The 25577-nt window shown below is 43.1% G+C and carries 24 protein-coding genes and 1 riboswitch; of the genes, 22 read left to right on the forward strand and 2 right to left on the reverse strand.

Features of this window, described 5'->3' with window-relative positions; genetic code table 11:
- The first annotated feature begins 4 nt into the window (after window positions 1–4).
- From B3V56_RS14570 to B3V56_RS14595, 6 genes are all read left to right on the forward strand, one after another.
- Window positions 5–991, forward strand: a complete 987-nt coding sequence (locus tag B3V56_RS14570; protein ID WP_289284467.1) for a MucB/RseB C-terminal domain-containing protein — start codon at window positions 5–7, stop codon at window positions 989–991.
- The gene (locus B3V56_RS14575; RefSeq protein WP_289282243.1) at window positions 988–1413 is read left to right on the forward strand and encodes a SoxR reducing system RseC family protein; all 426 of its coding nucleotides are present in this window, start codon (window positions 988–990) and stop codon (window positions 1411–1413) included. The genes B3V56_RS14570 and B3V56_RS14575 overlap by 4 nt, the downstream gene beginning before the upstream one ends.
- A complete protein-coding gene (locus tag B3V56_RS14580; protein ID WP_286305173.1) occupies window positions 1410–2825 on the forward strand; it encodes a DegQ family serine endoprotease in 1416 nt (471 codons plus the stop codon). The genes B3V56_RS14575 and B3V56_RS14580 overlap by 4 nt, the downstream gene beginning before the upstream one ends.
- 143 nt (window positions 2826–2968) lie before the next feature.
- The gene (locus B3V56_RS14585; protein ID WP_286305172.1) at window positions 2969–3652 is read left to right on the forward strand and encodes a response regulator transcription factor; all 684 of its coding nucleotides are present in this window, start codon (window positions 2969–2971) and stop codon (window positions 3650–3652) included.
- Window positions 3649–4989, forward strand: a complete 1341-nt coding sequence (locus tag B3V56_RS14590) for a sensor histidine kinase (protein ID WP_289284468.1) — start codon at window positions 3649–3651, stop codon at window positions 4987–4989. The genes B3V56_RS14585 and B3V56_RS14590 overlap by 4 nt, the downstream gene beginning before the upstream one ends.
- A 102-nt stretch (window positions 4990–5091) precedes the next feature.
- A complete protein-coding gene (locus B3V56_RS14595; RefSeq protein WP_286305170.1) occupies window positions 5092–7074 on the forward strand; it encodes a TonB-dependent receptor domain-containing protein in 1983 nt (660 codons plus the stop codon).
- A gap of 142 nt (window positions 7075–7216) precedes the next feature.
- Here B3V56_RS14595 and B3V56_RS14600 read toward each other — a convergent pair whose 3' ends face one another.
- Window positions 7217–8545: an MATE family efflux transporter gene (locus tag B3V56_RS14600; protein ID WP_286305169.1), complete on the reverse strand. Its 1329-nt coding sequence runs from the start codon at window positions 8543–8545 to the stop codon at window positions 7217–7219.
- 293 nt (window positions 8546–8838) lie between these two features.
- On the opposite strand from B3V56_RS14600, the gene lepA reads away from it, so the two are divergent.
- The 14 genes from lepA to B3V56_RS14670 all read left to right on the forward strand — a co-directional run bounded on the left by lepA (window position 8839) and on the right by B3V56_RS14670 (window position 22311).
- Complete coding sequence (gene lepA, locus B3V56_RS14605) at window positions 8839–10635, forward strand: translation elongation factor 4 (protein WP_289243827.1); 1797 nt, start codon at window positions 8839–8841, stop codon at window positions 10633–10635.
- 23 nt (window positions 10636–10658) lie between these two features.
- Complete coding sequence (gene lepB / locus B3V56_RS14610) at window positions 10659–11435, forward strand: signal peptidase I (protein ID WP_286305167.1); 777 nt, start codon at window positions 10659–10661, stop codon at window positions 11433–11435.
- A gap of 10 nt (window positions 11436–11445) precedes the next feature.
- Window positions 11446–11823 carry a DUF4845 domain-containing protein gene (locus tag B3V56_RS14615; RefSeq protein WP_286305166.1) on the forward strand — a complete coding sequence of 126 codons (378 nt, stop codon included), beginning with the start codon at window positions 11446–11448 and terminating at the stop codon, window positions 11821–11823.
- The gene (rnc, locus tag B3V56_RS14620) at window positions 11823–12503 is read left to right on the forward strand and encodes a ribonuclease III (RefSeq protein WP_289243825.1); all 681 of its coding nucleotides are present in this window, start codon (window positions 11823–11825) and stop codon (window positions 12501–12503) included. Before B3V56_RS14615 ends, rnc begins: the two co-directional genes overlap by 1 nt.
- Window positions 12500–13408: a GTPase Era gene (gene era / locus B3V56_RS14625; protein ID WP_414673352.1), complete on the forward strand. Its 909-nt coding sequence runs from the start codon at window positions 12500–12502 to the stop codon at window positions 13406–13408. The genes rnc and era overlap by 4 nt, the downstream gene beginning before the upstream one ends.
- A gap of 7 nt (window positions 13409–13415) precedes the next feature.
- Entirely contained in the window at window positions 13416–14129 is a 714-nt protein-coding gene (recO, locus tag B3V56_RS14630) for a DNA repair protein RecO (protein WP_286305163.1), read from the forward strand.
- Between the two features lie 12 nt (window positions 14130–14141).
- A complete protein-coding gene (gene pdxJ, locus B3V56_RS14635; RefSeq protein ID WP_289281483.1) occupies window positions 14142–14873 on the forward strand; it encodes a pyridoxine 5'-phosphate synthase in 732 nt (243 codons plus the stop codon).
- On the forward strand, window positions 14870–15253 hold the full coding sequence (acpS, locus tag B3V56_RS14640) for a holo-ACP synthase (protein WP_286305161.1): 384 nt from the start codon (window positions 14870–14872) through the stop codon (window positions 15251–15253). Before pdxJ ends, acpS begins: the two co-directional genes overlap by 4 nt.
- Window positions 15253–16137, forward strand: coding sequence for a cysteine synthase CysM (cysM, locus tag B3V56_RS14645; protein ID WP_286305160.1), 885 nt, complete (start codon window positions 15253–15255; stop codon window positions 16135–16137). The genes acpS and cysM overlap by 1 nt, the downstream gene beginning before the upstream one ends.
- Window positions 16138–16139: 2 nt before the next feature.
- Window positions 16140–18206 carry a hypothetical protein gene (locus B3V56_RS14650; protein WP_286305159.1) on the forward strand — a complete coding sequence of 689 codons (2067 nt, stop codon included), beginning with the start codon at window positions 16140–16142 and terminating at the stop codon, window positions 18204–18206.
- A 9-nt stretch (window positions 18207–18215) separates the two neighbouring features.
- Window positions 18216–18824 carry a YdbL family protein gene (locus tag B3V56_RS14655; protein WP_289284469.1) on the forward strand — a complete coding sequence of 203 codons (609 nt, stop codon included), beginning with the start codon at window positions 18216–18218 and terminating at the stop codon, window positions 18822–18824.
- Between the two features lie 83 nt (window positions 18825–18907).
- Window positions 18908–20242 carry a 23S rRNA (uracil(1939)-C(5))-methyltransferase RlmD gene (gene rlmD, locus B3V56_RS14660; RefSeq protein ID WP_286305157.1) on the forward strand — a complete coding sequence of 445 codons (1335 nt, stop codon included), beginning with the start codon at window positions 18908–18910 and terminating at the stop codon, window positions 20240–20242.
- A 227-nt stretch (window positions 20243–20469) separates the two neighbouring features.
- A riboswitch (cyclic di-GMP riboswitch) is annotated at window positions 20470–20548 on the forward strand.
- A gap of 17 nt (window positions 20549–20565) precedes the next feature.
- Window positions 20566–21147 (forward strand): VPLPA-CTERM sorting domain-containing protein, encoded by a 582-nt coding sequence (locus B3V56_RS14665; RefSeq protein WP_286305156.1) that lies wholly within the window; start codon window positions 20566–20568, stop codon window positions 21145–21147.
- A gap of 54 nt (window positions 21148–21201) precedes the next feature.
- Complete coding sequence (locus B3V56_RS14670; RefSeq protein WP_289284470.1) at window positions 21202–22311, forward strand: DNA alkylation repair protein; 1110 nt, start codon at window positions 21202–21204, stop codon at window positions 22309–22311.
- Window positions 22312–22785: 474 nt separating this feature from the next.
- Here the strand turns inward: B3V56_RS14670 and B3V56_RS14675 are convergent, their stop codons facing one another.
- The gene (locus B3V56_RS14675; RefSeq protein ID WP_286305154.1) at window positions 22786–24318 is read right to left on the reverse strand and encodes a SulP family inorganic anion transporter; all 1533 of its coding nucleotides are present in this window, start codon (window positions 24316–24318) and stop codon (window positions 22786–22788) included.
- A gap of 304 nt (window positions 24319–24622) precedes the next feature.
- Here B3V56_RS14675 and lexA point away from each other — a divergent pair, with 304 nt between their 5' ends.
- Both lexA and B3V56_RS14685 read left to right on the forward strand, forming a co-directional pair.
- Complete coding sequence (lexA, locus tag B3V56_RS14680; protein WP_286305153.1) at window positions 24623–25234, forward strand: transcriptional repressor LexA; 612 nt, start codon at window positions 24623–24625, stop codon at window positions 25232–25234.
- Window positions 25235–25237: 3 nt separating this feature from the next.
- Window positions 25238–25570 (forward strand): DNA polymerase Y family protein, encoded by a 333-nt coding sequence (locus B3V56_RS14685; RefSeq protein ID WP_289282321.1) that lies wholly within the window; start codon window positions 25238–25240, stop codon window positions 25568–25570.
- The last annotated feature ends 7 nt before the right edge of the window (window positions 25571–25577 follow it).

Here is a 25577-nt window from a genome sequence, read left to right on the forward strand (position 1 = left end):
TCTAATGCGCGTCATGCTCCACCTGTTAGTTGTCACATTTTTATCATTTTCTGCTCTGGCGCATGCTGATGCTCCGCGAGCAATGCAGATCCTTGAAAAAATGACTTCCGCGGCAAAAACATTGACCTACGAAGGGGTATTTAACTATCAGTCTGGCAGAAACTTACAGTCAATACGTATTTTCCATCGGTCAGATGACAATGGTGAGCTCGAAAGAATGATTTCTCTGAATGGTGCTGCCAGAGAAGTTATTCGTAGTAACGATATGGTGACGTGCATCAGTCCCGATGGTAAACAAATCAATGTTAGTCGTCGTCCACTGAGTGGAGGGTTTCCAAGTGACTTACCTCGACGTTTCAGCTCTGCAGCACCGTATTATGAAGTTGAAATGGGTGGAAAAAAACGCGTTGCTGGTAAAGATGCCTATCAGTTATTGATTACGCCTAATGATAATTATCGTTATGGCTATCGCTTGTGGGTTGATGTTGAAACATACCTTCTTCTAAAGTCAGAACTTATAGCTCAAGATGGTGATGTGCTGGAAACATTTTCTTTTTCATCAGTTAGCACAGGCGAACCTATTCCAGATTATAAGTTCGAGTCACTACTAGCTGAAGATGACATGGTCTGGCACAAGACAGAACCTCAAGAACCTATCGACATTGAAGAACACCACCATGAACTGGCATGGCAGGTGAATTGGTTGCCTGACGGATTCGCTTTAGTTGCTTTACAGAACCGCCTAAGATCCAGTAATGGGGCCGATGTTGAACAACGTGTTTACAGTGATGGCCTAAGCTCAGTGTCTGTTTTTATTGAGAAAATTCGTGCCAAACACAATCATCTGCATGGTGCTTCGCACGTGGGTGGTATTAATGCTTTTGGCACAATCATGAATGCACATTTCGTCACCGTAGTGGGTGAGGTACCTGCCGTTACTGTTGAAAAGATCGGGAGTGCTATCGCCTTCAGTCAGGCCGAACAGGAATGATTGAACAAAAAGCGACCGTAGCCAGTAGAAGTGGTGAACAAGTCTGGGTAGAAGCCGAACGCCAGTCAACTTGCGGTCAATGCCAGGCACGTAAAGGCTGTGGTACTGGCTTGTTATCCAAGCATGTCGGCAAAAAATTTTCTCGTATAGCGGTTAAGGACGATGGTGAGTTGAGAGTGGGTCAACAGGTGACCGTTTCAATTCCTGAAGAAGCCTTGTTAACAGGGGCTTTCATGATGTACATGTTGCCGCTTATTCTCCTATTTACCATCGCAATTACCGTGCGTTTAATGGGGGGTGGGGAACTGCTGCAAATTGTGTCTGGTCTATTAGGTCTGATTACTGGCTTTGTATGGGTTAAGCACCGTATGAGTCATCATGATGCCGGTATCAATGTCAAACCAAATGAGGACTTCAAATGAGAGTAAACAAAAATTGGACGGCGTTAGCAATGCTAATGACTTGGCTAATGCTGAGTGTTAGTGTTCAGGCTCGGTCACTACCAGAATTTACCGAACTCGTTGCCGACAATGGTGATGCTGTTGTAAACATCCGAACTCATAACAAAACAGAGCAAACTCCCACTTCAATGCTACCACGTGGTTTGGAGTTACCTGAAGGTTCAGGGATGGATGAGTTCTTCAAAAAGTTTTTTGGTGAACAGGGCGGCTCACCAATGCCGAGAGAAAGTGAATCTCTAGGTTCTGGTTTTGTTTTGTCTTCTGATGGTTACATTCTGACTAATCATCATGTTATCAAAGATGCTGATGAAATCATCGTCCGTTTCAGTGATAGAACTGAATTAGAGGCAAAAGTATTAGGTAGCGATGCACGCAGTGATGTTGCCTTAATCAAAGTCGATGCCAAAAACTTAAAAGCCGTCAAACTCGGTGACTCAGATGATTTGAAAGTGGGAGAGTGGGTGTTAGCGATTGGCTCACCTTTCGGCTTTGACTACTCTGCAACCGCTGGCATTATCAGCGCCTTAGGCCGTAGTTTACCTAGCGATAGTTATGTACCCTTCATTCAAACAGATGTGGCTATTAATCCCGGTAACTCAGGTGGCCCACTATTTAATCTGGACGGCGAAGTGATTGGTATCAACTCACAAATTTATAGCCGTACCGGTGGTTTTATGGGGGTATCGTTTGCTATCCCAATTGGTACCGTCATGAATGTGGTGGATCAGATTAAATCACAAGGCTATGTCAGCCGTGGCTGGTTAGGTGTCGTTATTCAAGATGTAACGCGTGAACTCGCCGAATCGTTTGGTTTATCTAAACCAAGCGGTGCACTTATATCTCGTGTCGTCGACGACAGCCCAGCAGCACGAGCAGGCTTTAAAGCAGGTGACGTGATTCTTGATTTTGATGGTAAAGAAGTAGAGACCTCTTCTGATTTACCACCAATCGTTGGTAGAACTAAAGTAGGTAAAGAAGTAGACGTTGAGGTGATGCGTAATAATAAGCACGAAACACTCAAAGTCACCATCGAAGAACTACCAAAAGATGAAGACCTTACCAACAATAGTTCAAAACCTGGCCGGTTTGTCGATTCACGTTTATCAATGGAAGTTGCTGATATCACACCGGAGCAACGTAAACAGTTTGACGTAGCAAAAGGTGGTGTCATGGTCATGAAGGTTGAACAAGGACCCGCAATCAAAGCTGGTATTAGACCTGGTGATATTCTTCTGAGTATCAACAACACTGATATCCAGGATCCTCATCAATTTATTGAGGTGGCAAAAAAACTGCCTGCTAATAAACCGATTCCTGTGTTAGTACAACGCGGTGGTTCAGCACAATTCCTGGCGTTAGAAATTAAAGAGTAACTTCTCTTTAAATCAAACTAAAAAAGCCGTTGATGTATATCAACGGCTTTTTTTTACCTTCGATGTCAGTTAAATAACGACTTATCTGCTATTATTCATAATACGAACAATTGTTATTAAGATTTTAAAGGTAACGTCAAATCATGCCACCTAGAGTGCTTATAGTTGAGGATGACATCACATTAAACCAACAATTACAGCAGCTTCTTGTGAATGCTGGTTTTGATACGGTGGTAGCACATGATGGTAATGATGGTCTGACAAAATCTATTAGTTTGTCGTTGGATTTAATTTTATTGGATGTGTCTTTGCCAGAAAAAGATGGCTACCAAATTTTAAAAACAATCAGGCAAACACGTGTTACGCCAGTGATTATGCTAACTGCACATGGTGCAGAGGAAGAACGTATTCTTGGATTAAAAAGTGGTGCAGATGATTATTTGTCAAAACCATTTAATTTCACCGAGTTGATATTAAGGATAGAAGCGATTCTCAGGCGTTTAGCACCACAAATCAATGACGATGATCATCATTATCTCAGCAGACACGGTATTGAGTTAAATAAACACAAACAAACCGTTTCGTTTGCGGGCCAAACCATTCCATTTACCCCTATACAGTTCAAACTTTTGTGGACACTGATGCAGAATCCCAAACAAACGCTCAGCAAACCACAACTATATCGTCTCGTATTGGAAAAAGAGTTTAGTCGTTATGACAGAAGTCTTGATATGCATATGAGCCGGGTTAGGCGGAAGTTAGTCTCGGCGGGACTACCCGCTGATCACCTACAAACCGTGCATGGGACAGGATATATTTTATTATGAAGCGTCGCTTACTATGGAAGTTAGTCGCAACCATAGTCATTGGCACTATTTTACTTTTTTGGCTGATACATATTTTGCTACTGCACACAGAGCAACATATGAGTTTCATTGATCAGCGTTACCAGTCTGAATTGAAAGCGTATGCCAAATTGGCGGAGAAATATCATGAAAACGGTGATATTCAATCGCTAAATGAGTGGGTAAAGCATCTTCAAGAAAAAGAAAATACCTGGGTAGCTGTTGTTTCTTCCAATGTTGCACCAGTAGGAAATAGCTATATATCAGAACAATACCAGGAGAGATTTGCTCTTGGTCGTGACATCAGCTGGAAAATACATCTCTATTTCAAAGAAAACCCGACAATGGATTTGCCTTTTTCTGACGGTAAAACACATTTTCTCATCACCTTACCGGATCGAATGCGGCCAGGAGCATACTGGTTTCAGACTAGCTTGCTGTTACAGATCGCCTTGCCTTTATTGTTGATGACCTTAATTAGCTTGATTATCTATCGCCATGTCATGTCACCACTTACTCAACTGGAAAAAGCAACAAGGCAATTTAGTGATGGTAATTTCAATGTGCGTGTCGGGAAAACTTTGGCAAAACGTCAAGACGAAATTACCGCCTTGGGTGACACCTTTGATGGGATGGCAGAGCGAATAGGTCACTTAATTCAAACACAGCGTCACCTCATTTCTGATCTCTCTCATGAACTTAGAACCCCGCTAGCACGAGTGGAATTAGCATTAAGCTGGGCTGAAAATCAGGATCTTGATCCGAAATTGATAGAACGAATTCGATATGAAAGTCAGCAAATGCGTGTATTGGTTGAGGATACACTCACTTTGGCGTGGCTTGATAACGAATGTCCCGATTTACGTCAAGAAACATTAGACTTAACTGATTTGATCGATAGTATCATTGAGGATGCGAGGTTTGAGTTTCCCAAATGCGAAATCAAGGCGACGATGCCAGAGCACGCGATTATTGAAAACAGCAGTGCGCGTGCTATAGGACACGCCTTTGAAAATATTCTCAGGAATGCACTAGCACATACCCCCGATGGCCAAACCGTCAAAGTCATCGTTGAGAAAGTGGCAGATCAATACCAAATCTATATTGATGACTTCGGCCCAGGTATAGCACCACACCATTTAACCAATATCTTTAAACCTTTTTTCAGGCTGGCTCATTCTGGGCGTCAGCTTCATCGTGGATTTGGTGTGGGTTTGAGCCTGGCTAAACGCCATATTGAAGTGTGTGGAGGACAACTGAGCGCTGAGAACTTAGTGACGGGTGGTTTAAGAATGAACATGGTCCTACCTGCAAGTTAGGGGTGAAATGTAACAATTGTAAATTTCATATTCATCATCTCGCTTAATCATTAGAATGCGATCTTGTTTTATTTGATAATGATTATTATTAACGAGGTGGTTGTGAGTAAAAGCTTAAACCCAATTAGTCATCGGACTGTACTTTCTGTCGCGCTTTTCGCCGCGATGTTTTCACAGGCTGCAATAGCTGAAGAAATAATCTTGGACACTGTTGAGGTGACTGGTAACACGATTACTCCTGAACTTAACAGCGTGACCGCTGAACAAATTGAAAAAGTTCAGGCGAATGATTTGGAAGATTTATTCAGTCAATCACCAGAAATATCTGTCGGTGGTGGTGTCGATATCGCTCAGAAACTCTATGTGCGAGGTATTGAAGACCAATTGCTGAGCATCAGTATTGATGGCGCTGTTCAGGCAACACGTTTATTTCACCATGCTGGGCGCATCAGTATTGAGCCAGAACTTCTTAAACGTGTTGAAGTGAATGCCGGCTCAGGTAATGCGCTATCAGGTGCTGGAGCACTTGGTGGTTCAGTCAAATTTGTTACTAAAGATCCTGAAGATATGCTGAAGCCGGGCGAGCAATTTGGTGGCTTGGTCAAAGGCATGTTCTCCAGCAATACAGATTCGTTTAAAACAAATACCACACTGTTTGGTCGTCTGACTGATGACTGGAGTGCTATGGTTTCTGCGACCAACTACAACGCTGATGCCTATGAGGATGGTAATGGCGATGAAGTTGAAGGCAGCAAATTCGACCAGGACTTTCTTTTTGCCAAAGTTGTTGGTCACCTGACTGATAGTCAGACAGTTCGTCTGAGTTATCAGAAACGTACCGATGATGGTGAAAGACCATTCAGACCGCAATGGCCTGTTCTTTCCTGGAATCCACTAGCTCCTCTAGAGCTGGAACGCGAAACCGTCACGTTCAATTATGAATTGAACCCTATTGATAACCCATATCTTGATTTGGGCCTTACTGTGTATAACATCGAGTCAGAACTGAAGCGAACTGGTGAACGAGATCCTTACATCGGGACAGGTGAAAGCAAAGGTCTCGATTTGAGAAATACTTCGATCTTCGGGATGCACAAAGTGACTTACGGTATTGATTACCGTGAGGATGAAACTTACGCAGGGCCTCCGAGTGACGAGCGTGCACTGAAGGAAAATGTAAAAGTTAAAGGTGTTTATATTCAGGATGATATTCAAATCACCGATGCGCTACTTTTAAGTGCGGGTCTGAGATACGATGACTATGAACTGAATGATGCTGATAATCAAAAGTTTGAGGAAGATGAAGTCAGTCATAACATTGGTATTAACTATCACTTTACTGATAACTGGAGTGCTTTCGCCTCTTATTCGGAAGCTTTCAAAGGACCTACATCTCAGGATGCTTATAAGCTATTCGGTAGCTATGATGCAGACCTAAAACCAGAAGATGCCGACAATACTGAATTTGGTGTCGCCTATGAATCAAGAACTTGGTTTGGATCTGCCAAAGTTTATCGTTCAAACATTGATGACATCATCGCTGATCGCGTTGGTGGAGGAGCGGCGGCTGGAACAATCTTCGAAAATGTGGGCGATCTGGAATCAGATGGTTATGTACTGGAGATTGGTCGTCGTTGGGAAAAATTGATGGGTCGCTTGAGTTATCACCATAATGATATCGAAATTGCTGGCCAGGATGCGGGAGGCTACTCAACAAATGGACAAGCTAACACCATTGGTGACAGTTTGGTTGCTACCCTAGATTATCAGATGAATTCTACCTGGACATTCGGCTGGAATGCACAGTTTGTGAAAAGAGAAGACAATGTTGATTTGTATGCACCTGTCTGGTTACCAGAGGGCACTAAAATAGATAAGCCAGGCTATGCCATACACGATTTTTATGCACAGTGGCGTCCTTCTAGTACAGAAGATGTCGCAATCACACTGACTGTTCGAAATGTCTTTGATAAATATTATCTAGATCATGCCAGCGTAGCTGATATTGCAGATGTGAATGATGGCGTCAGTGGTTTCGCAGAACCTGGTCGTGATGTTCGCCTGAGCGTTGCTTGGCAGTTCTAATTTCCCCAACCGTCTGAATACTCTCAGACTTTGCTATGAGCCAGATAATGTATGTTATCTGGCTTTTTTTTTGCCTGATGATTCATGACATATGAATTTTGTTGCCATTCTTCTGTTTTTAAAAAAGATACTTTAGCGATGTTTAATTCATTTTTTTTGGGCGATATCGGATAAATAAGAGGATAGCGAGTAAAAATGTCAGCCATTCTGAGAGTGGTAAAGCAATAAGAAATTCAGGCTCTGGAAGTAACCAAGACAAAACGAGTAACAATGCAATAGGCAAGAATAACCCTCTCGATAACGCGATGGCCATAGAGGGAATCGGTTGCTGGATGGCCGTTAAATAAATAGAAAGAATCACATTAACACCATTTATCAAAAATAACGGCCACAATAGAGAAATAAAGTGTTTGGATAATTGCATCGTGTGTTCGGCTGTTTTATCCAGAAACAGGCTGCTGATGTGTTCTGGGAAATAGAGCAAGCACAGTGTCACACTGATACTGATGCAAAGAATACCGATGATGGCTGTTAGCATAAACTGACTGATTCGCTGGGTATTTCGGGCCCCATGATTTTGACTGACCACCAAATGTAATGCATCAGATATGCCGTAATACAGCATCAGACTGATAAAGATCAGGTAATTAATGACGGCAAAAGCCGCGATACCCTCAACATCAAGCCGACTGACTAAAATCCAGTTCAATACCAGGATGACCAATCCCCCAGAGATTTCATTGATAAACTCTGATCTGCCATTAAACATTACGGGTTTTATTTCTGATTTATTATGTTGGATGAATGAAAAAGTTAACTTTTTCTGAGATCGTAAAAAATAACGACTTAACATAATCAGTTGTATGGTTTGTGCAATGGCTGTTGCAGCGGCAGCGCCTTTTAGTCCCCATTCGAATACGATAATAAACACAGCATCCAGAATAATATTAATGATGGCGCCGCTGATTAATGCAACTGAAGCGAGTGTTTGAGCATTATCCTGACGAATAAAGTAATACATCACCATCGTAGAAATCTGAATAAGCAATACAGCACTGATGATCAGAAAATAAGGCCTGATTAACGTTAGTATGGAGGTGGGCGTGCCGAGAAAAAGCAATATAGCGTCAGTGAATAACCAGGAAAAAAGCAGAAAACCAAGTCCAATAACGACAATAATAAGCAGGCACTGGCTAAAGACATCGGATGCTGATTGAAAACGTTTCTGACCAATATAATAGCCCGCTCGAACGGCTCCTCCAATGGAAAACATTAAAGCCAGTCCAAATATCAAAGACAGATAGGGAATCAGTAAATTGATGGCTGCGAGCCCCTGAGCACTGACAAATTGGCCGACAAAAATACCATCTACGATACTGGCCGTAGTGATGGCTAATAAGCCCAAAATGGAGGGGATGGCATAGCTTAAGAAGGTTTTTATGATGGGACCCGTCAGGACCGATTTATCCATGGTAATTATTGTCCACAAAAGTACTGTATTGCTATTGAGATGATCTGACTCAGAAGTCTTCTCAGCCATGAGCGAAGACAGAGTGTCAGACTGGTATTCAGAAGTCACGTTTTTATCTAAGGCGTGTCGAGATTATCGTTTTGTCATAGTGAAATGCGTATAATGTGGGATCATTTGCTGAGCGCGTGACTCAAAGGCCTATATCATCTGCCAGCGGGAACAATGCATGTCATGCAAAATCTATGTTAACTGTTCGGAATGGCCACCGACGTCACTAATGAAAATGTAACTAAATGAACAATATACGTAACTTTTCTATCATCGCACATATCGATCATGGTAAATCCACCATTGCTGATCGGTTTATTCAAATTTGTGGTGGTCTGACTGACCGGGAAATGTCCCAGCAAGTGCTAGATTCTATGGATATTGAGCGCGAACGTGGTATTACCATCAAAGCGCAAAGCGTATCACTGGAATACAAAGCACGCGATGGGGAAACTTATCAGCTGAATTTCATCGATACACCCGGACACGTCGACTTTTCTTATGAAGTATCCCGCTCTCTTGCTGCTTGTGAAGGGGCATTATTAGTCGTTGATGCGGCGCAGGGTGTGGAAGCACAAAGTGTGGCGAACTGCTACACCGCCATTGATTTAGGCTTAGAAGTATTGCCAGTTCTGAATAAAATTGATTTACCTTCGGCAGAACCGGAACGTGTTGCCCAAGAAATTGAAGACATTATCGGCGTCGATGCTATGGATGCTGTACGTTGTAGTGCCAAAACTGGTATTGGTATTGAAGACGTACTGGAAGAGCTGGTGGCAAAAGTCCCTGCGCCAAAAGGTAATCCAGACGCACCTCTTAAAGCCCTCATTATTGATTCCTGGTTTGACAGCTACGTGGGTGTTATTTCATTGGTACGTATTGTCGATGGCTCACTTAAGCACAAAGATAAAATAAAAGTCATGTCGACAGGGCAGGAATATCAAGTCGATCAAGTAGGTACTTTCACACCTAAACGCACACCATGTAACGTGCTGGATTGTGGTGACGTGGGTTACGTCATTTCAGGGGTCAAGGAAATTGATGGGGCACCGGTAGGTGACACCTTAACGCACGCACACCATGGTGCAGATAAAATGCTGCCCGGTTTCAAAGAAGTAACCCCACAAGTCTATGCCGGTATTTTCCCTGTCAGCAGTGATGATTACGAAAACTTCCGTGAAGCCTTGTCGAAATTACGCCTAAATGATGCTTCATTATTTTATGAACCTGAAAGCTCACAAGCCTTAGGATTTGGTTTCCGTTGTGGTTTCCTGGGGCTGTTGCATATGGAAATCATTCAGGAACGATTGGAACGTGAATACGATCTTGATCTGATCACAACAGCGCCGACCGTTGTGTTTGAAGTTCTCAAGAAAAATGGCGAAGTCGAACGGGTTGAAAATCCATCATCGCTACCTGATGTTGGCACCATTGAAGAAATACGTGAACCTATCGTCAGAGCGGATATTCTGGTGCCACAAGACCATTTAGGCGCTGTGATTACCTTATGCGTTGAAAAACGTGGTGTGCAGAAGAATATGCAGTATATGGGAAAACAGGTTGCGTTAACCTATGAACTTCCTATGAATGAAGTGGTCATTGATTTCTTCGACCGTGTGAAGTCTGTCAGCCGTGGCTATGCCTCGCTTGACTATCACTTTGTTCGGTTCGAGCCAGCCAATCTGGTGAAATTAGATATTATGATTAATGGTGAACGAGTCGATGCCTTATCGCTCATCGTGCACAAGGATAGCAGTGTGAGTCGCGGGAGACTGCTAGTCGAAAAAATGAAAGAGCTGATACCGCGTCAAATGTTTGATATTGCTATTCAAGCGGCTATTGGCGGACATATTATTGCTCGTTCTACCGTCAAAGCGATGCGTAAAAATGTATTAGCTAAATGTTACGGCGGTGACGTTTCTCGTAAACGTAAATTGCTGGAAAAACAAAAAGCAGGTAAAAAACGGATGAAGTCTGTTGGTAAGGTGGATGTGCCACAAGAAGCCTTCCTCGCCGTATTACAACTGTCAAAGAATTCATAAAAGGTAGGAAGGAGCGTTATACAGTGAGTTTTCCCGCAATCATGGTGTTACTGGTAGCCGTCACCGGCTTGATTTGGTTAATCGACAAGCTGTTTTGGGCACCAGGTCGTGATAACGATGCAAAAGAACCTGTCGTGGTTGAATATGCACGCTCATTTTTTCCTATCATTCTTTTGGTGTTAGTGATTCGCTCCTTTATCGCTGAACCTTTCCGTATCCCATCGTCATCAATGGTACCTACGCTGCACATTGGTGATTTTATTCTGGTGAATAAATTCTCATATGGCATCCGTTTACCGGTCCTCAACACAAAAATATTAGAGACAGGCGAGCCTGAACGAGGTGATGTGGTAGTTTTTCGTTACCCGGTGAAGAAGAATAAAAGTGACCCTGATATTGACTATATCAAACGTGTGGTAGGCCTTCCCGGAGATAAAGTCGGTTATTTCAATAAAACGATTTATATTAACGGCGAACCGGTTGCACAAGAGCCACAAGAAAAACCTGAAAGCATGATTAATATTTCAGCTCCAGGCTCTGAGTTACGTTCTGAACAGCTCGGTGAACATAATCATCTAATCGTGGTTGAACCGGGTGTTAAACGTGTGGAAGGTGAAACCGTGGTGCCTGAAGGACACTATTTTGTTATGGGGGATAACCGTGATAACAGTAATGATAGTCGTTACTGGGGAACCGTCCCTGAAGAAAATTTGGTCGGTAAGGCCTTTTTAGTTTGGATGAGTTGGGACTGGAATGAGGGCGGCATTGTCTGGAATCGTTTAGGTCAGTCTATTGAATAAGGAGATTGTGATGAAACACCAGCGAGGTATGACATTAATTGGCTGGGTCATTGTGTTGGCCTTGATTGCTTTTTTTGTGACATTAGCGATTCGTTTGGTGCCGATGTATCAGGAGTATTACGGTGTCGTCCAGATCATGGAAGATATGAAGACAGAACTACGTAATAACAATCTCTCGAAAAATGAAGTACAGACACTGCTTTCTAAGCGCTTTAATATCGGCTATATCAGTAGTGTCGAACGCGATGATGTCGAAGTTTTCCGCGGTAAAAACACCGCCTACGTAACGAAAATCGTTATCGACTATGAAGTGCGAAAACCGTTTTTTGCTCAGATCGATCTGGTCGGGCATTTTCATAAAGAAATTGATGTAGAGCCACAGCTATAATGATAACCCAGCGGCAAAAAGCCCTGTGCAAACAGTTAAAAGTAGAATTTAAAGATACCGCATTTTTACAACAAGCCTTAACGCACCGCAGTGCGGATCCCAAAAATAATGAGCGTCTTGAATATCTCGGTGATGCTATTTTGAGTTTTGTGATTGCGGAAGAGTTATTCAACCGTTTCCCTCAAGTTAAGGAAGGAAAATTAAGCCGTCTACGGGCTTCTCTGGTCAAAGGTGAAACCTTAGCTGAGCTGGGGCGCGAGTTAAAGTTAGGGGATGTATTAATCCTCGGGCCAGGTGAACTAAAAAGTGGTGGTTTTCGTCGGGAATCAATTCTGGCTGATGCGGTAGAAGCTATTTTAGGTGCACTTTATCTTGATAGCGGTCTGACACCTGTCAAAGAGCTCATCTTAAGACTATTTGCCGAGCGAATAGCGTCTATTGATGTGACAGAAACGGTCAAGGATCCTAAAACGCGTTTGCAGGAATTATTACAAAGTCGTAAACAGCCTTTACCGCTATATAGTGTTAAAGAATTAAAAACAGACAAGAAACAGCCTGTCTTTGAAGCATCCTGCCAGGTTACCTTGCTGGACAAAGTGGTCGTTGCTCAAGGCAGTAGTCACCGAAAAGCTGAAAAAAAAGCCGCTGAACGTGCCTTAACTCTAATAGAGGGTAAATAATGAATACCACACCATTTCGTTCCGGTTACGTTGCCATTATTGGGCGTCCAAATGTGGGTAAGTCCACATTAATCAACCGTATTCTTGGTCAGAAATTATGTATTACTTCACGTCGCCCACAAACGACCCGCCACCGTATTCTAGGTATTAAAACCACAGACCAGGGCCAGTTTATCTACGTTGATACACCGGGTATGCACAGCGACGGTAAAAAAGCGATGAATCGTTATATGAACCGCGCTGCTGCCGCTTCAATTGACGATGTGGATGTGGTGCTGTTTGTTGTGGAAGGACTGAAATGGACGGAAGATGATCAGCGCGTCTTGAAACGTATTCAACAAGATGCACGCTCTCCAGTCATTTTAGTGTTAAATAAAGCCGATAAACTCTCAGACAAATCAGATTTATTACCACAGATACAATCACTTGCACCACAATATGATTTTGCGGCTGTTGTGCCTATTTCTGCACGGAAAGGTATGAATACAGATGTACTGGAGCAGGAAATTGCCAAGTTAATGCCTGAAGGCGAGATGATCTTTGATGAAGATCAATTAACCGATCGCAGTTCACGCTTTTTGGCGGGTGAAATCGTACGTGAAAAATTATTCCGTTATCTCGGTCAGGAATTACCTTATTCACTCACTGTAGAAATTGAACAGTTCGAGGAAGAAGAAGGCATGTATCGAATTGGTGCTGTTGTTTATGTTGAGCGAAGCGGTCAGAAGTCGATTGTGATTGGTAAAAAAGGCGAACAGCTCAAGCTTATCGGTCAGGATGCTCGGCTGGAAATGGAACAGCTATTCGGTTGTAAAGTGTTTTTACAGATATGGGTCAAAGTGCGTGAAGGCTGGTCAGATAATGAGCGCATGTTAAAGAACCTGGGTTATAACGACGACCTATAGGTAGCTTGTGGAGCTGACGTCTGCTTTTGTTCTGCACCATAGACCCTATCGTGAAACCAGTTCACTGGTCGATGTGTTAACGCAGGATTATGGGCGAGTGAGTCTGGTCGCTCGAGGTTTACGGCAAAAAAAGAAACGCAGCTCATCGATACAAATATTTCAACCGCTCTGGCTCAGCTGGTATGGCCAAGGTGATTTAGTGACATTGAGTCACATCGAAGTGGATGAACCCAGTTATCGTCTTGTTGGTAATGCCAGCCTCTGTGGCCTTTATATGAATGAGTTGCTCGTCAAGTTATTACCTCTTCATGAAGCGGAACCAGAGATTTATCTGGCTTACCGTCAGGCGCTGTCTTCACTCCAACAAAAAAGCAATGAACAGATTACCCTGCGATTATTTGAAAAAGCGCTGCTCAGCCATCTAGGCTATGGTCTGGCATTAACGGTGGATGTCGATTCTGGTCAGAATATTGAAGATGAAGGCATGTATATTTACCATCCAGATAGTGGTCCACGCCGTGTATTTGGTCAACAGCTTGAGAATACGGTATCTGGACGCAGCTTACGTCATCTTGATCAGGAAGCGGAATTTGATGATGTGAGCCTGAAAGAAATCAAACATATGATGCGGTCAGTGATAAATTATTACTTGGGCGGCCGTCCTTTACATAGTCGTCAGTTATTTGCTGGGCTTAATCAATTTACAACAAAAACAAACTGAGTTTGGAGATTCATGTCTATTTATCTAGGTGTCAACATCGATCACATCGCCACACTGCGTCAAGCTCGTGGAACACGTTATCCTGACCCCATTCAGGCAGCGATTGAAGCAGAGCAAGCAGGAGCGGACAGTATCACATTACATTTACGCGAAGATCGTCGACATATTCAGGAACGTGATGTGGCGATGTTGAGCGATATCTTGCAGACAAAAATGAATCTTGAGATGGCGGTCACTGAAGAAATGTTGGCGATGGCTGAAAAATATCGTCCTGCAGACTGTTGTTTAGTACCTGAGAAACGTGAGGAATTGACAACAGAAGGTGGTCTGGATGTGGCGGGGCAGTTGTCTCGAATGCAGCAAGCGTGTCAGCGCCTTGCGGCGGCCAATGTACGTGTCTCTTTATTTATCGATCCTGATTTGGCTCAAATAGAAGCGGCAGTGGCTTGCGGTGTACCAGTGGTAGAACTTCATACTGGCCGTTATGCTGATGCCGAAACCGATGCAGAGGCCGAAAGAGAGCTTGCCGTGATTGCTGATGCAGCAAAACAGGCTCATGAAAGGGGATTACAGGTGAATGCTGGCCATGGTCTGCATTACCACAATACTCAGAAAATTGCGGCGATACCGGAACTGGTGGAGTTAAATATTGGCCACGCGATTGTGGCGCGTTCGGTGTTTACTGGCTTTCAGGCAGCGGTTCGCGAGATGAAACAATTGATGCAGGACGCGCGCCGGGGATGATCATTGGCATTGGCACAGACCTTGTTCATATTCCGCGAATGCAAGACTTACTCGATAAACATGGTGATAAGTTTGCTGAAAGAATACTCAGTGCCCATGAGTTCAGCGAGTTTAAATTGCAACTTAAACCGGCTAATTTTTTAGCGAAACGATTTGCAGCAAAAGAAGCCGCCGCTAAAGCCATGGGGACAGGATTTCGGGATGGTTTAAGTTTGCGCCACATCAGCGTCAGAAATAATTCACTAGGTAAACCTGAGTTACAGTTCGAAAAAGTGGGACTGGAACTGAAAGAAAAAATGCATATTGATAAGGCGATGTTAAGCCTGAGTGACGATCATGAATATGCGATTGCTTATGTTGTGTTAATGGAAGCAAATTGATGAAATCTTACCCGACGATTGAAGCGTTTATTGGCCGCACGCCGCTTGTCAGATTACAGCGTATTCCCGGCGAGTCGAGTAATACCATTCTGGTGAAACTGGAAGGTAATAATCCAGCTGGCTCGGTTAAAGACCGACCTGTGGTGAGTATGATTCAACAAGCGCAGTTACGCGGTGATATCATGCCTGGCGACACCTTGATCGAAGCGACCAGTGGCAATACTGGTATTGCTTTGGCGATGGTGACGGCGATACTAGGGTATCGAATGATTCTGATTATGCCGGAAAACAGTAGTGCTGAACGTCGTGCTTCAATGAAAGCGTATGGTGCCGAACTTGTTCTGACAGATGGTATGGAGTCCGCAAGGGATCTGGCCTTACAAATGCAGAAAGAGGGCAAAGGCAAGGTGCTAAATCAATTTGGAAACTTTGATAATCCTCTGGCCCATTATGAATCTACGGGGCCTGAAATATGGGCTGATACCGAGGGCGAAGTTACCCACTTCGTGAGTTCAATGGGCACGACCGGCACAATTATGGGGACATCGCGTTATTTAAAAGAACAAAAACCAGCGATTCAAGTGGTGGGTGTGCAGCCGGCAGAGGGCGCCAGTATTCCGGGTATTCGCCGTTGGCCGCAGGCTTATTTACCTGAGATTTTCGAGCCAGAGCGCATTGATATAACAATAGATGTCACTCAAGATGAAGCTGAAAGCATGATGCGACGACTGGCCGCTGAAGAAGGTATTTTTGCCGGAGTGTCATCGGGTGGTGCATTAGCTGCAGCTATGAAGGTCTCTGAGCAGGTAGAAAATGCGGTGATTGTCAGTATCGTCTGTGATCGTGGCGATCGTTACATCTCAACAGGCGTTTTCCCTGCCTGATAATGAGCTATCTGACGCCAAAGTCAGTTTTCTTATGGCTATGTTTATGGTCATTCCCGGTATTCGCTATTAATACGATTCAAATTAGTAGTGAACATAGCTGGGCAGAAAAATTTGATGCGAAAGAGCTGAAGACCTATGTCCAACTTACTTCTGATGGTCTGAAGCTATCAGGGACCGCTGCTCAAATCACCTTAGCTGAACCACTGAATCAATTACGCAATGTGACATTTGAGTGTACAAAAGCAGCTTGGTTAACGGATGCCTTTCATTGTCAGTCAGGTAGTTTACAGTTTTCTCATCCTGAGCTGGGGCAGCAACAAATCCAATTTAGTCTCGATGTCAGTACCGAAGGTGAACAATATCATATCCAGCTAAAAAATCTGAGACTGGATGGTGGTACGGTAAGCCTTGATATTAGTCTTGATGAACAGCGTTGGGACGTGAATATTGATGCTCAGAATATTCCCTTATCAGCACTACAGAAATGGCTACCTCAATTTTTGGATAAACAATACATTGATGTGGTCAACAACTGGCAGCCTCAAGGTCAGATATCTGTTCAAGCACGTTTTGATGGAAACTTGCTGGGAGTATCGTCAGCCACCGCAAAGTGGCAATTCACTGATTTGGGTTTTAGTAATACGACGGCAAGTCAGGTGGCGGAAAATGTGACAATGCAAGGAGATGTCGCCTTAAATAATACGGACAATACCTGGGATATTGTTGCTGCATCTTCATTCACTGCAGGCCAGGTTTATAGTGATCCTGTCTTTGTCGATTTATCTACTTCTGCCATTGAGTTAAGCATTGAAGGCAAGTATGAATCAGGCTTAAATCACTGGACCTTAGCGGATATCAAGTTAACGCAACCAGAACAATTTACTTTAGAGGCCACTGCTGAAATAACAGATAATATGCCGACTAAGGTTGAAGCGAATGTGACTGTAAAAACGCTATCACCATTTTATTCAACATGGCTAAAGCCTTTTATGGTGGGCACTGCCGCAGCTGATTTACAATTGTCAGGTCAGGTTTCATCCTCAATAAGTTGGTCTGACAAGCAGCATCAGCTGAGTGCCACGTTGAATAACGTCAGTGTGGTGGATAGTGAGCAGCGTTACAAGGCGGATAAGCTGAATGGTGAACTGGTTTGGACCAATAGTGATAAGCCTTTAAATGGTTATTTATCCTGGCAGCAAGCCAAACTGTATGCTGTCGATATTGGTGCCGGCAGTCTGCATACGCAAACTGTGAAAAATGGCTTTAAGTTAGTAGAAGAAACGACGATTCCCGTATTGGATGGAGAGCTACAAATAAATCAGCTGAGTTTGCAGCAACAAGAAGATAAACAGATAACCTGGTCATTTGATGGCTTGTTGTTACCGATATCCATGGAGAGTTTAACGCAGGCACTGGACTGGCCGACAATGCATGGTAAGTTATCGGGCGTTATTCCTCATGTGCGATACCAATCTCAGCAATTAACTATCGATGGGGCATTACAAGTTAAAGTCTTCGATGGTACGACAGTCATTCGCGACTTGCGTTTGACGGATCCTCTTGGCGTATTACCACAACTGTATGCCAATATTGATATCACAGAGTTAGATTTAGCACTGTTAACCAAAACGTTTGATGTGGGAAAAATTACAGGTCGTGTGTCCGGAGCTGTTCATAACTTACGATTGTCTGATTGGAAACCGGTCCAGTTTGATGCCACATTAGAAACGTCTGAAGATAATCCGGGGAAACGTGTTATCAGTCAGCGTGCCGTAGATAATTTAACGCAGGTTGGCGGTGGTGCAACAGGCATGATATCCAGAAGTTTTTTACGTTTTTTTGATGACTTTTCTTACAAACGTTTAGGACTGTCTTGTTATTTACGAAATGATGTCTGTGAAATGGCTGGCATCGAAGATGCTGATCAGGGGTACTATATTGTGAAAGGTGGTGGCGGTTTACCACCATGGATTGATGTGATTGGTTATACACGAAGAGTGGACTGGGCAGATTTATTAGAGCGTATCAAAGCGGTACAAAATAGTTCTGGACCGATAATTGAGTAAGGAGAGGTTATGCAAATCATGAAATGGTTAACGGGGACGGTGTCGGGATTAATGTTGGTCTCGTGCGTGACTATAAATATCTACTTCCCAGCAGCGGCAGCTGAAAAAGCGGCAGATAGAATTATTGAAGATGTGTGGGGACCAGATACAAACCCCGCTGATACGATTAAATCTGATGATCAGGATAAGCAGTCTTCAGTATCAGATGCCAAGTTGCCACTGGCAATGTCGATATTGAACTGGATGGTACCGAAAGCTGAAGCGGCGGGCGCGGATATTAATATCAATTCACCCGCTATCAATGCATTACAGTCGAATATGAAATCACGCCATGAAAGCCTGAAGCCTTTCTATAATAGTGGCGCAATAGGTTTAACTGATGATGGTTTTATTACATTGCGTGATGCTAAGTCGGTACCGTTAAAAGACCGTAATCAGTTAAACAGCTTGATTGCCGCTGAAAATAATGATCGTAAAGCGTTATATGCTGAAATCGCCAGAGCCAATGGTCATCCAGAATGGCAGAATGATATCCAGCAAACATTTGCACAACGTTGGATTAGTAATGCTGCTAATGGCTGGTGGTATCAACAAGGCGGCAGCTGGAAACAAAAATAATTACATCAGATTGATTATAATAACGATATCCAGTGGTGTGAAAACACCACTGGATTTTTATTTTTCAGAGATAAGAGATAACAATGGCAAGACGTAGCCGCAGACAAAGAATACCGCAAGAGCTTGTGACAGCAGAGATTGAGTCATTATCACATGATGGCAGGGGAATTGCTCGCATCGAAGGCAAAACTGTTTTTGTAGATGGCGCATTAGCCGGAGAAAAAGTGAACTTTCAATATAGTCGGGTTCATAAAAAATATGATGAAGCGCGCACGGTAGAAGTCTTGTCTGCTGCTGATGATCGGGTAGAGGCAAAATGTCAGCATTTTAGTATTTGTGGCGGCTGTAGTTTGATGCATATGTCACCTGAAGCACAGTTGGCTCATAAACAGGCCACATTGGCTGAACACTTTACTCATTTTGGTAACTTAAGCCCTGAACAGTGGTTGGAACCTTTAACCGGTCCATTATGGGGATATCGTCGTAAAGCACGCCTCGGCGTTAAATACGTCGCTAAAAAAGAACAAGTTTTAGTGGGCTTTAGGGAAAAGTCATCGCCGTACATTGCCATGCTTGAACAATGTGAAGTGTTAGATCCACGTGTGGGTCATCGTTTAACGGATTTAGCTTCATTAATTGGTGGATTGGAAGCCTATAACCGCATCGCTCAGATTGAAGTGGCAATGGATGATGAACATGTCGCATTGGTGTTTCGTAATCTGGATGAATTATCCGAGACTGATAAAAATGCATTGATTAGCTTTGGACAAAACAATAATTTATGGATTTATCAGCAACCAGGTGGGCCGGATACCGTGTCTTTATTATGGCCTGAGTCTGCTCAGCTTAGTTACGCACCAGAGCCGGGGTTGAACTTACAGTTTGACCCGAGTGACTTTACGCAGGTGAATGCGGGTATTAACGAAAAAATGATTCAAAGGGCCATGACGCTGCTGGATGTTCAGGATGGAGATCGTATTCTTGATTTGTTCTGCGGGCTCGGCAACTTTACTTTGCCTTTAGCTAAACGGGTGACAGAGGTCGTTGGCGTTGAAGGTGATGCTGCACTGGTACAACACGCAAAAAATAATGCCGCACTTAATGCCTTATCTAATGCCGAGTTTGAGCAAGCGGATCTCACCCAAACAGAATTGAAAGATTATCCTTGGGCACAAAAAGGGTTTAATAAGATTTTACTGGATCCTCCCAGAAGTGGGGCATTTGAAGTGTTGCATCAATTAGCTGCGTTAGGTGCTGAGCGATTGGTATATGTCTCATGTAATCCTGCAACGCTAGCACGTGATGCTGGCGAACTGGTGAACCAGCATGGCTACATTATGGAATCGGCAGGCATTATGGATATGTTCCCACATACCACCCATGTCGAGTCTATTGCTGTATTTGTAAAAAAACGTTAAAAAAGATTAAAAACTGTACCAAAGTACAATTGTTCCGACATAGATATCCTCATATTATGCAATCGTCCGGAATAAGTTGAGTCGGACTTATTTATCCGTTAACAGTGAAGTTATCGGACAAGTAGAGTCGTAATAAGCTGATTTATTTTACTTTTTAGTACCAAAGTACAATTGTTTGGCACATTACAACTCACTAATATCTATCTTGCAGATAGTGATTGCATAATAAACAGATAAGCCAACCTTGGTGTGAGCCATGTGACGGAAAGCCACGGGTCTTTTTTTAAAGATGGCCGGGCTGCATAGTAAACAAGGATAATTCTATGAAATTTTACAAATCGGCTATTTTAGTAGCTGCTATGTTGCTAGGTTTTTCAAGTGTTGCTTCAGCAACATTTTTCCATGGTCACCACCACCATCATGGTGGTTGTGGGGACGATTCATCTTTATGTGATAACCCTGAAACATACTCAGAAACATTTACTGCCTCAGTATCGAACTATTATGAGTTTGGTTATATGGATTTCGATGCTATCACTGACCCTGCAGATTTAGACATTACATCTGCCACACTAAAAATTTCGACAAATGCAAATGGTTGGTGGGATGATTTATATGCTTATACTGATAACTGGTATGGTACTGGTTTGAGCTACTTAGGTTCTCTGGATGGCGGTGTTGAAATGTTCAGCCTAAGCTCAGACTTATTTGACGAAATCCTTGCTGGCATCTCATTCAAGGCTTGGTTTTCAAAATGGAGCGAAGACGTTTTCTGGGCTGAGTTAACAGTGAATGGCGAATATTGCCCACCTGTTAGCGAAGTACCTGTTCCTGCTGCTGTATGGTTACTAGGTTCTGGTTTGATGGGTATGACAGCAATGCGCAGACGTAAAAAAACTGCCTAAGCTAAGACAGAATACCGTATGATAAAAGCCGCGATTCCATCGCGGCTTTTTTTTATGGCTGAACAACTCAAAAATAAACTTCATATTCCTGCAGTGAAGGAAATCGGCTCTCTGATTCATTCAGTGTGGCCTGATTTTGCTGTAACGGATTTTATTGAGACTGCATCTCTCAAACTAGATGAGCTGGAGCTCAAGACGCGTGCAGATTATCTTGCGAAGAGTTTGCATGTTTATCTACCTCACGATTATGTTGATGCAATAAATATCTTATTAGAGGCGGCTGAGTCTCTTAGAGATGAACATTTTTCTGGGTGGGCACATTACCTAGCCTGGCCATTAATTGATTATGTTGCTTTATATGGTCTGGAGCATCGCAACGTTTCTTTTGCTGCACTCGAAAAACTCACTTCATTATTTACAGCTGAGTTTGCTATTCGTTTTTTTCTGAAGGCTCACTTTGATGAAACCTATCAGCAAATGCTGTTATGGGCTGAACATGATGATGAACATGTACGAAGATTAGCTTCTGAAGGCATTCGCCCGCGTTTACCCTGGGCACCGCAACTCGCTGAACTACGTCATGATCCCGCTCTTATATGGCCGCTTCTTGAGAAGTTAAAAAGTGATTCGAGTCTATATGTGAGACGGTCTGTGGCTAATAACATCAATGATATGAGTAAAGATCATCCTCAAATGGTTATTGATGTCTGTTCTCAATGGCAAAAAAATGCTTCTGATAATACGAGTTGGGTGATTCGCCATGCGATGAGAAGTCTCGTTAAACAAGGTATAACAGATGTCTATCCGCTTTTAGGTTTTAGTCACTCGGTTAACATTGAACAAGCACAGCTTCGGCTTTCTCAGTCAGTATTACAGCTTGGAGAAACACTCGTGCTGGAATTGGGAATGCTGAGCAAACAGATTCAATACCTTGTATTAGATTACAAAATTCGCTTTGTTGGTGCGGGAGGGAAAATAAGCAGAGAAAAAGTATTTAAATGGAAAAATATTCATTTAAGTGAAGGACAATATCTTCAGTTGGAAAAACGACATAGCTTGAAGAAGATTTCGACAAGACAATATTACCCGGGCACACATGAGGTTGAGTGTTTATTAAACGGCCAGTGTGTTGCCCGGGCAAGTTTTGAGTTATTGATGCCTTAACTGGATTAGGACATGATTAGGCCGAAAGCAACAAGTGCTAGCCATGCAACAGACATCACGCAGATTAATGCGGCAAAGTTATCGTGAATATAGTGTTCGATTTTTTCCATAATAGTTCTCCCCTCTGAAAATAGTCTGCTGTCTAAACAGCGTGAGGTTATTATTTATCTACTGTGGATATCGGGCATTGACCTAGATCAAAAATCAATCACTTGCTGAATCGATGCTAATTTATAGGCATAAAAAAAGCCAGTCTAAGACTGGCCTTTTAATAATACGCTGATTGGCTTAGTTGTGATAAAGGCCGTAAGCAATGAGTAGCAGCCAAAATGCAGTAAAGCCCAGAATAATATGTGGAAACTTTTCTATCAGCAATTTATCGATTTTTTTTAACATGTTTTTTTCTCGTAGTTCAATAGGTTATACAATTTTAAACTTATTATTATGGCGCTAAAGATAGCAGTTATTTGGCTTTTATGCCAGCTTGTCATCAGCAATATGATAATGCGGATCTTCCATCACATTGACTTCAATCAGATCCGCTGCATTGTTCAGTAATTGTTTACATTCTTCACTTAAATGCCTTAAATGCAGTGTTTTCCCAGCTTTGATATAACGATCTGCCAACGAATCAATAGCTTCAATAGCGGAATGGTCATAAACCCGCGAGTTTTTGAAATCTAGAATGACGTCATCCGCATCATCATTTTTCGGATCAAATAAATCATTAAAGTTACGCACCGAACTAAAGAATAACGGTCCGTTTAACTCATGAACAATAGAGCCTTGTTCATTTTTATAACTTTTCAGATAGATATGTTTGGCATGTTGCCAAGCGAAAACCAACGCAGACATGATGATACCGGTAATCACGGCGATAGCCAGATCAGTAAAGACAGTAATCACGGCGACGGAAATACCGATAATGGCATCCGGTAATGGAATACGGCCCAGTAAGCGAAAACTCGCCCATTCGAAGGTACCCAGTACCACCATAAACATCACGCCCGTTAAAGCCGCAATAGGGATGATTTCAATCAGTGGTGATGCAAATAAAATAAAACAAAGTAAGAATAAGGCTGCCGAGATACCAGATAATCTACCGCGTCCACCCGAGTTAATATTGATCATACTTTGACCAATCATGGCACAACCGCCCATGCCGCCAAAAAAGCCTGTTACGGTGTTAGCTACACCTTGACCAATACATTCTTTATTTGGGCGGCCTGTTGTTTCTGTGATTTCATCAATGAGAGTGAGGGTTAGTAAGGACTCTGTTAAACCAATAAACGCTAAGATAAAGGAGTAGGGCGCGATAATCAGTAATGTTTCCAGATTGAAGGGAACCATCGGAATACTGAACTCTGGAAGACCGCCGGCAATAGAAGCAATATCACCTACATTACGAATATCAAGATGCAGGCCAATTGCCACTAGAGTAACGACAATAATAGCGGCCAAAGAGGATGGGAAAGCTTTAGTTAACTTAGGCAAGAAATAGCTAATCGCCATGGTTAAAGCGACCAGACCTAACATCCACCATAATGGCTCACCTGATAGCCATTGTTCCTCACCATTTTCACCAGTGACTTTAAAGGCTTTGAGTTGGGCCAGAAAGATGACCATGGCCAGACCATTTACAAACCCCAACATAACCGGAAGTGGGACAATACGAATAAATTTACCCAACCGGAATACCCCAGCCAGGATTTGCAGAATGCCCATTAACACGACAGTGGCAAATAAATATTCCACACCGTGTTGTGCCACCAATGCCACCATAACAACCGCTAACGCGCCTGTCGCACCTGAAATCATACCTGGCCGGCCACCAATCGCCGCGGTGATAAGTCCGACAAGAAATGCGGCATATAAACCGACTAAAGGCTCAACACCAGCCACAAAGGCAAAAGCCACCGCTTCTGGCACAAGCGCTAAGGCAACAGTCAGTCCAGATAACACATCATTCTTTATGTTTTGTGGGCGTTTCAGTAACAGATTAAACATAGGATCCCTTTATAAACCAAACCGAGCTATGACTCATACACACCATGCATAGCAAGGTGCTAGCAGTAATTTATTTTGATTTTGACTGAGTCATGAGAGGTAAGCCTTCGATGGGAAAGGCTTGAAAAGGCGACAATTATCGCTGAAACACGGCATTAAGTCTAGTTATCCCTTGAATTTACTCCTTTAATAACAAAGATATAAGCTCGCCTTGTTCATGTGGATATGATTAAAAATAATACTTGCTGAAATGGAATAAATTCTCTATATTTTCTCTTCTCAATATTTTCTCTAAAAGGAAGAGATGATGCTGACCGAACGTGAACAAGATACATTGAATTTTATTCGTCAATACATAGATGAACAGGGACGTTCACCGCTGGTTTCTGAGATTGCCAAGGGCTTAGGGATAAAGTCTCAAGGCACAACCCATCGTTATATCCAGGCATTGGTGGATGCCGGACTTCTAGAGCGACATGTCGGAAGAACACGAGGACTGCACTTAACCGAGCAGCCTGACCCTGCTCCGCTGACATCCGTCACTTTGCCAGTAAAAGGAAAAATCGCCGCTGGCCGCTTAGTGGAAGCCATTGCTGATGAGTCTGAAATTGATTTGAGCGATATGTTTACTGGAAAGGGACGGTTTGTACTGAAAGTAAACGGTGACTCGATGATTGATAAGGCCATTATGTCGGGCGATTATGTCGTGGTGCAATCCCAGCCAACAGCACGTCATGGCGATATTGTTGTTGCTTTGGTGGATGGGTTTGATGCCACCCTGAAAACGCTGTTAATTAATAACGATGGCACCGTGACATTAATGCCTGCTAATGCTAATTATGAACCTGTCACCTTGCCTGCCAGTCGTGTACGGGTCCAAGGTGTAGTGGTCGGTCAGTTACGTACCTATCCTTAAATAATGACTATTGATGCCTTATCACCATGGCCACGCATGATCGCCTTAGTGGATATGGATTGTTTTTTTGCCCAAGTAGAGCAGATGGATAATGCTGATTGGTTCAAAAAGCCGGTAGCCGTAACCAATGGTCTTCAGGGAACGACGATTATTACCTGTTCCTATGAAGCCAGAGCATTTGGCGTACATACCGGAATGCGTTTGAAACAGGCCAGACAGTTATGTCCTGGCCTGATCCATGCGCCTTCACGGCCATATCGCTATGCTGAGTTATCAACACGCATCATGGAAGGCTTAATCGACATTACGCCGGATGTGGATGTAGTGGTTTACTGATCCCGGA

The organism is Methylophaga sp. UBA2513 (assembly GCF_002341285.1).
GTDB lineage: Bacteria > Pseudomonadota > Gammaproteobacteria > Nitrosococcales > Methylophagaceae > Methylophaga > Methylophaga marina.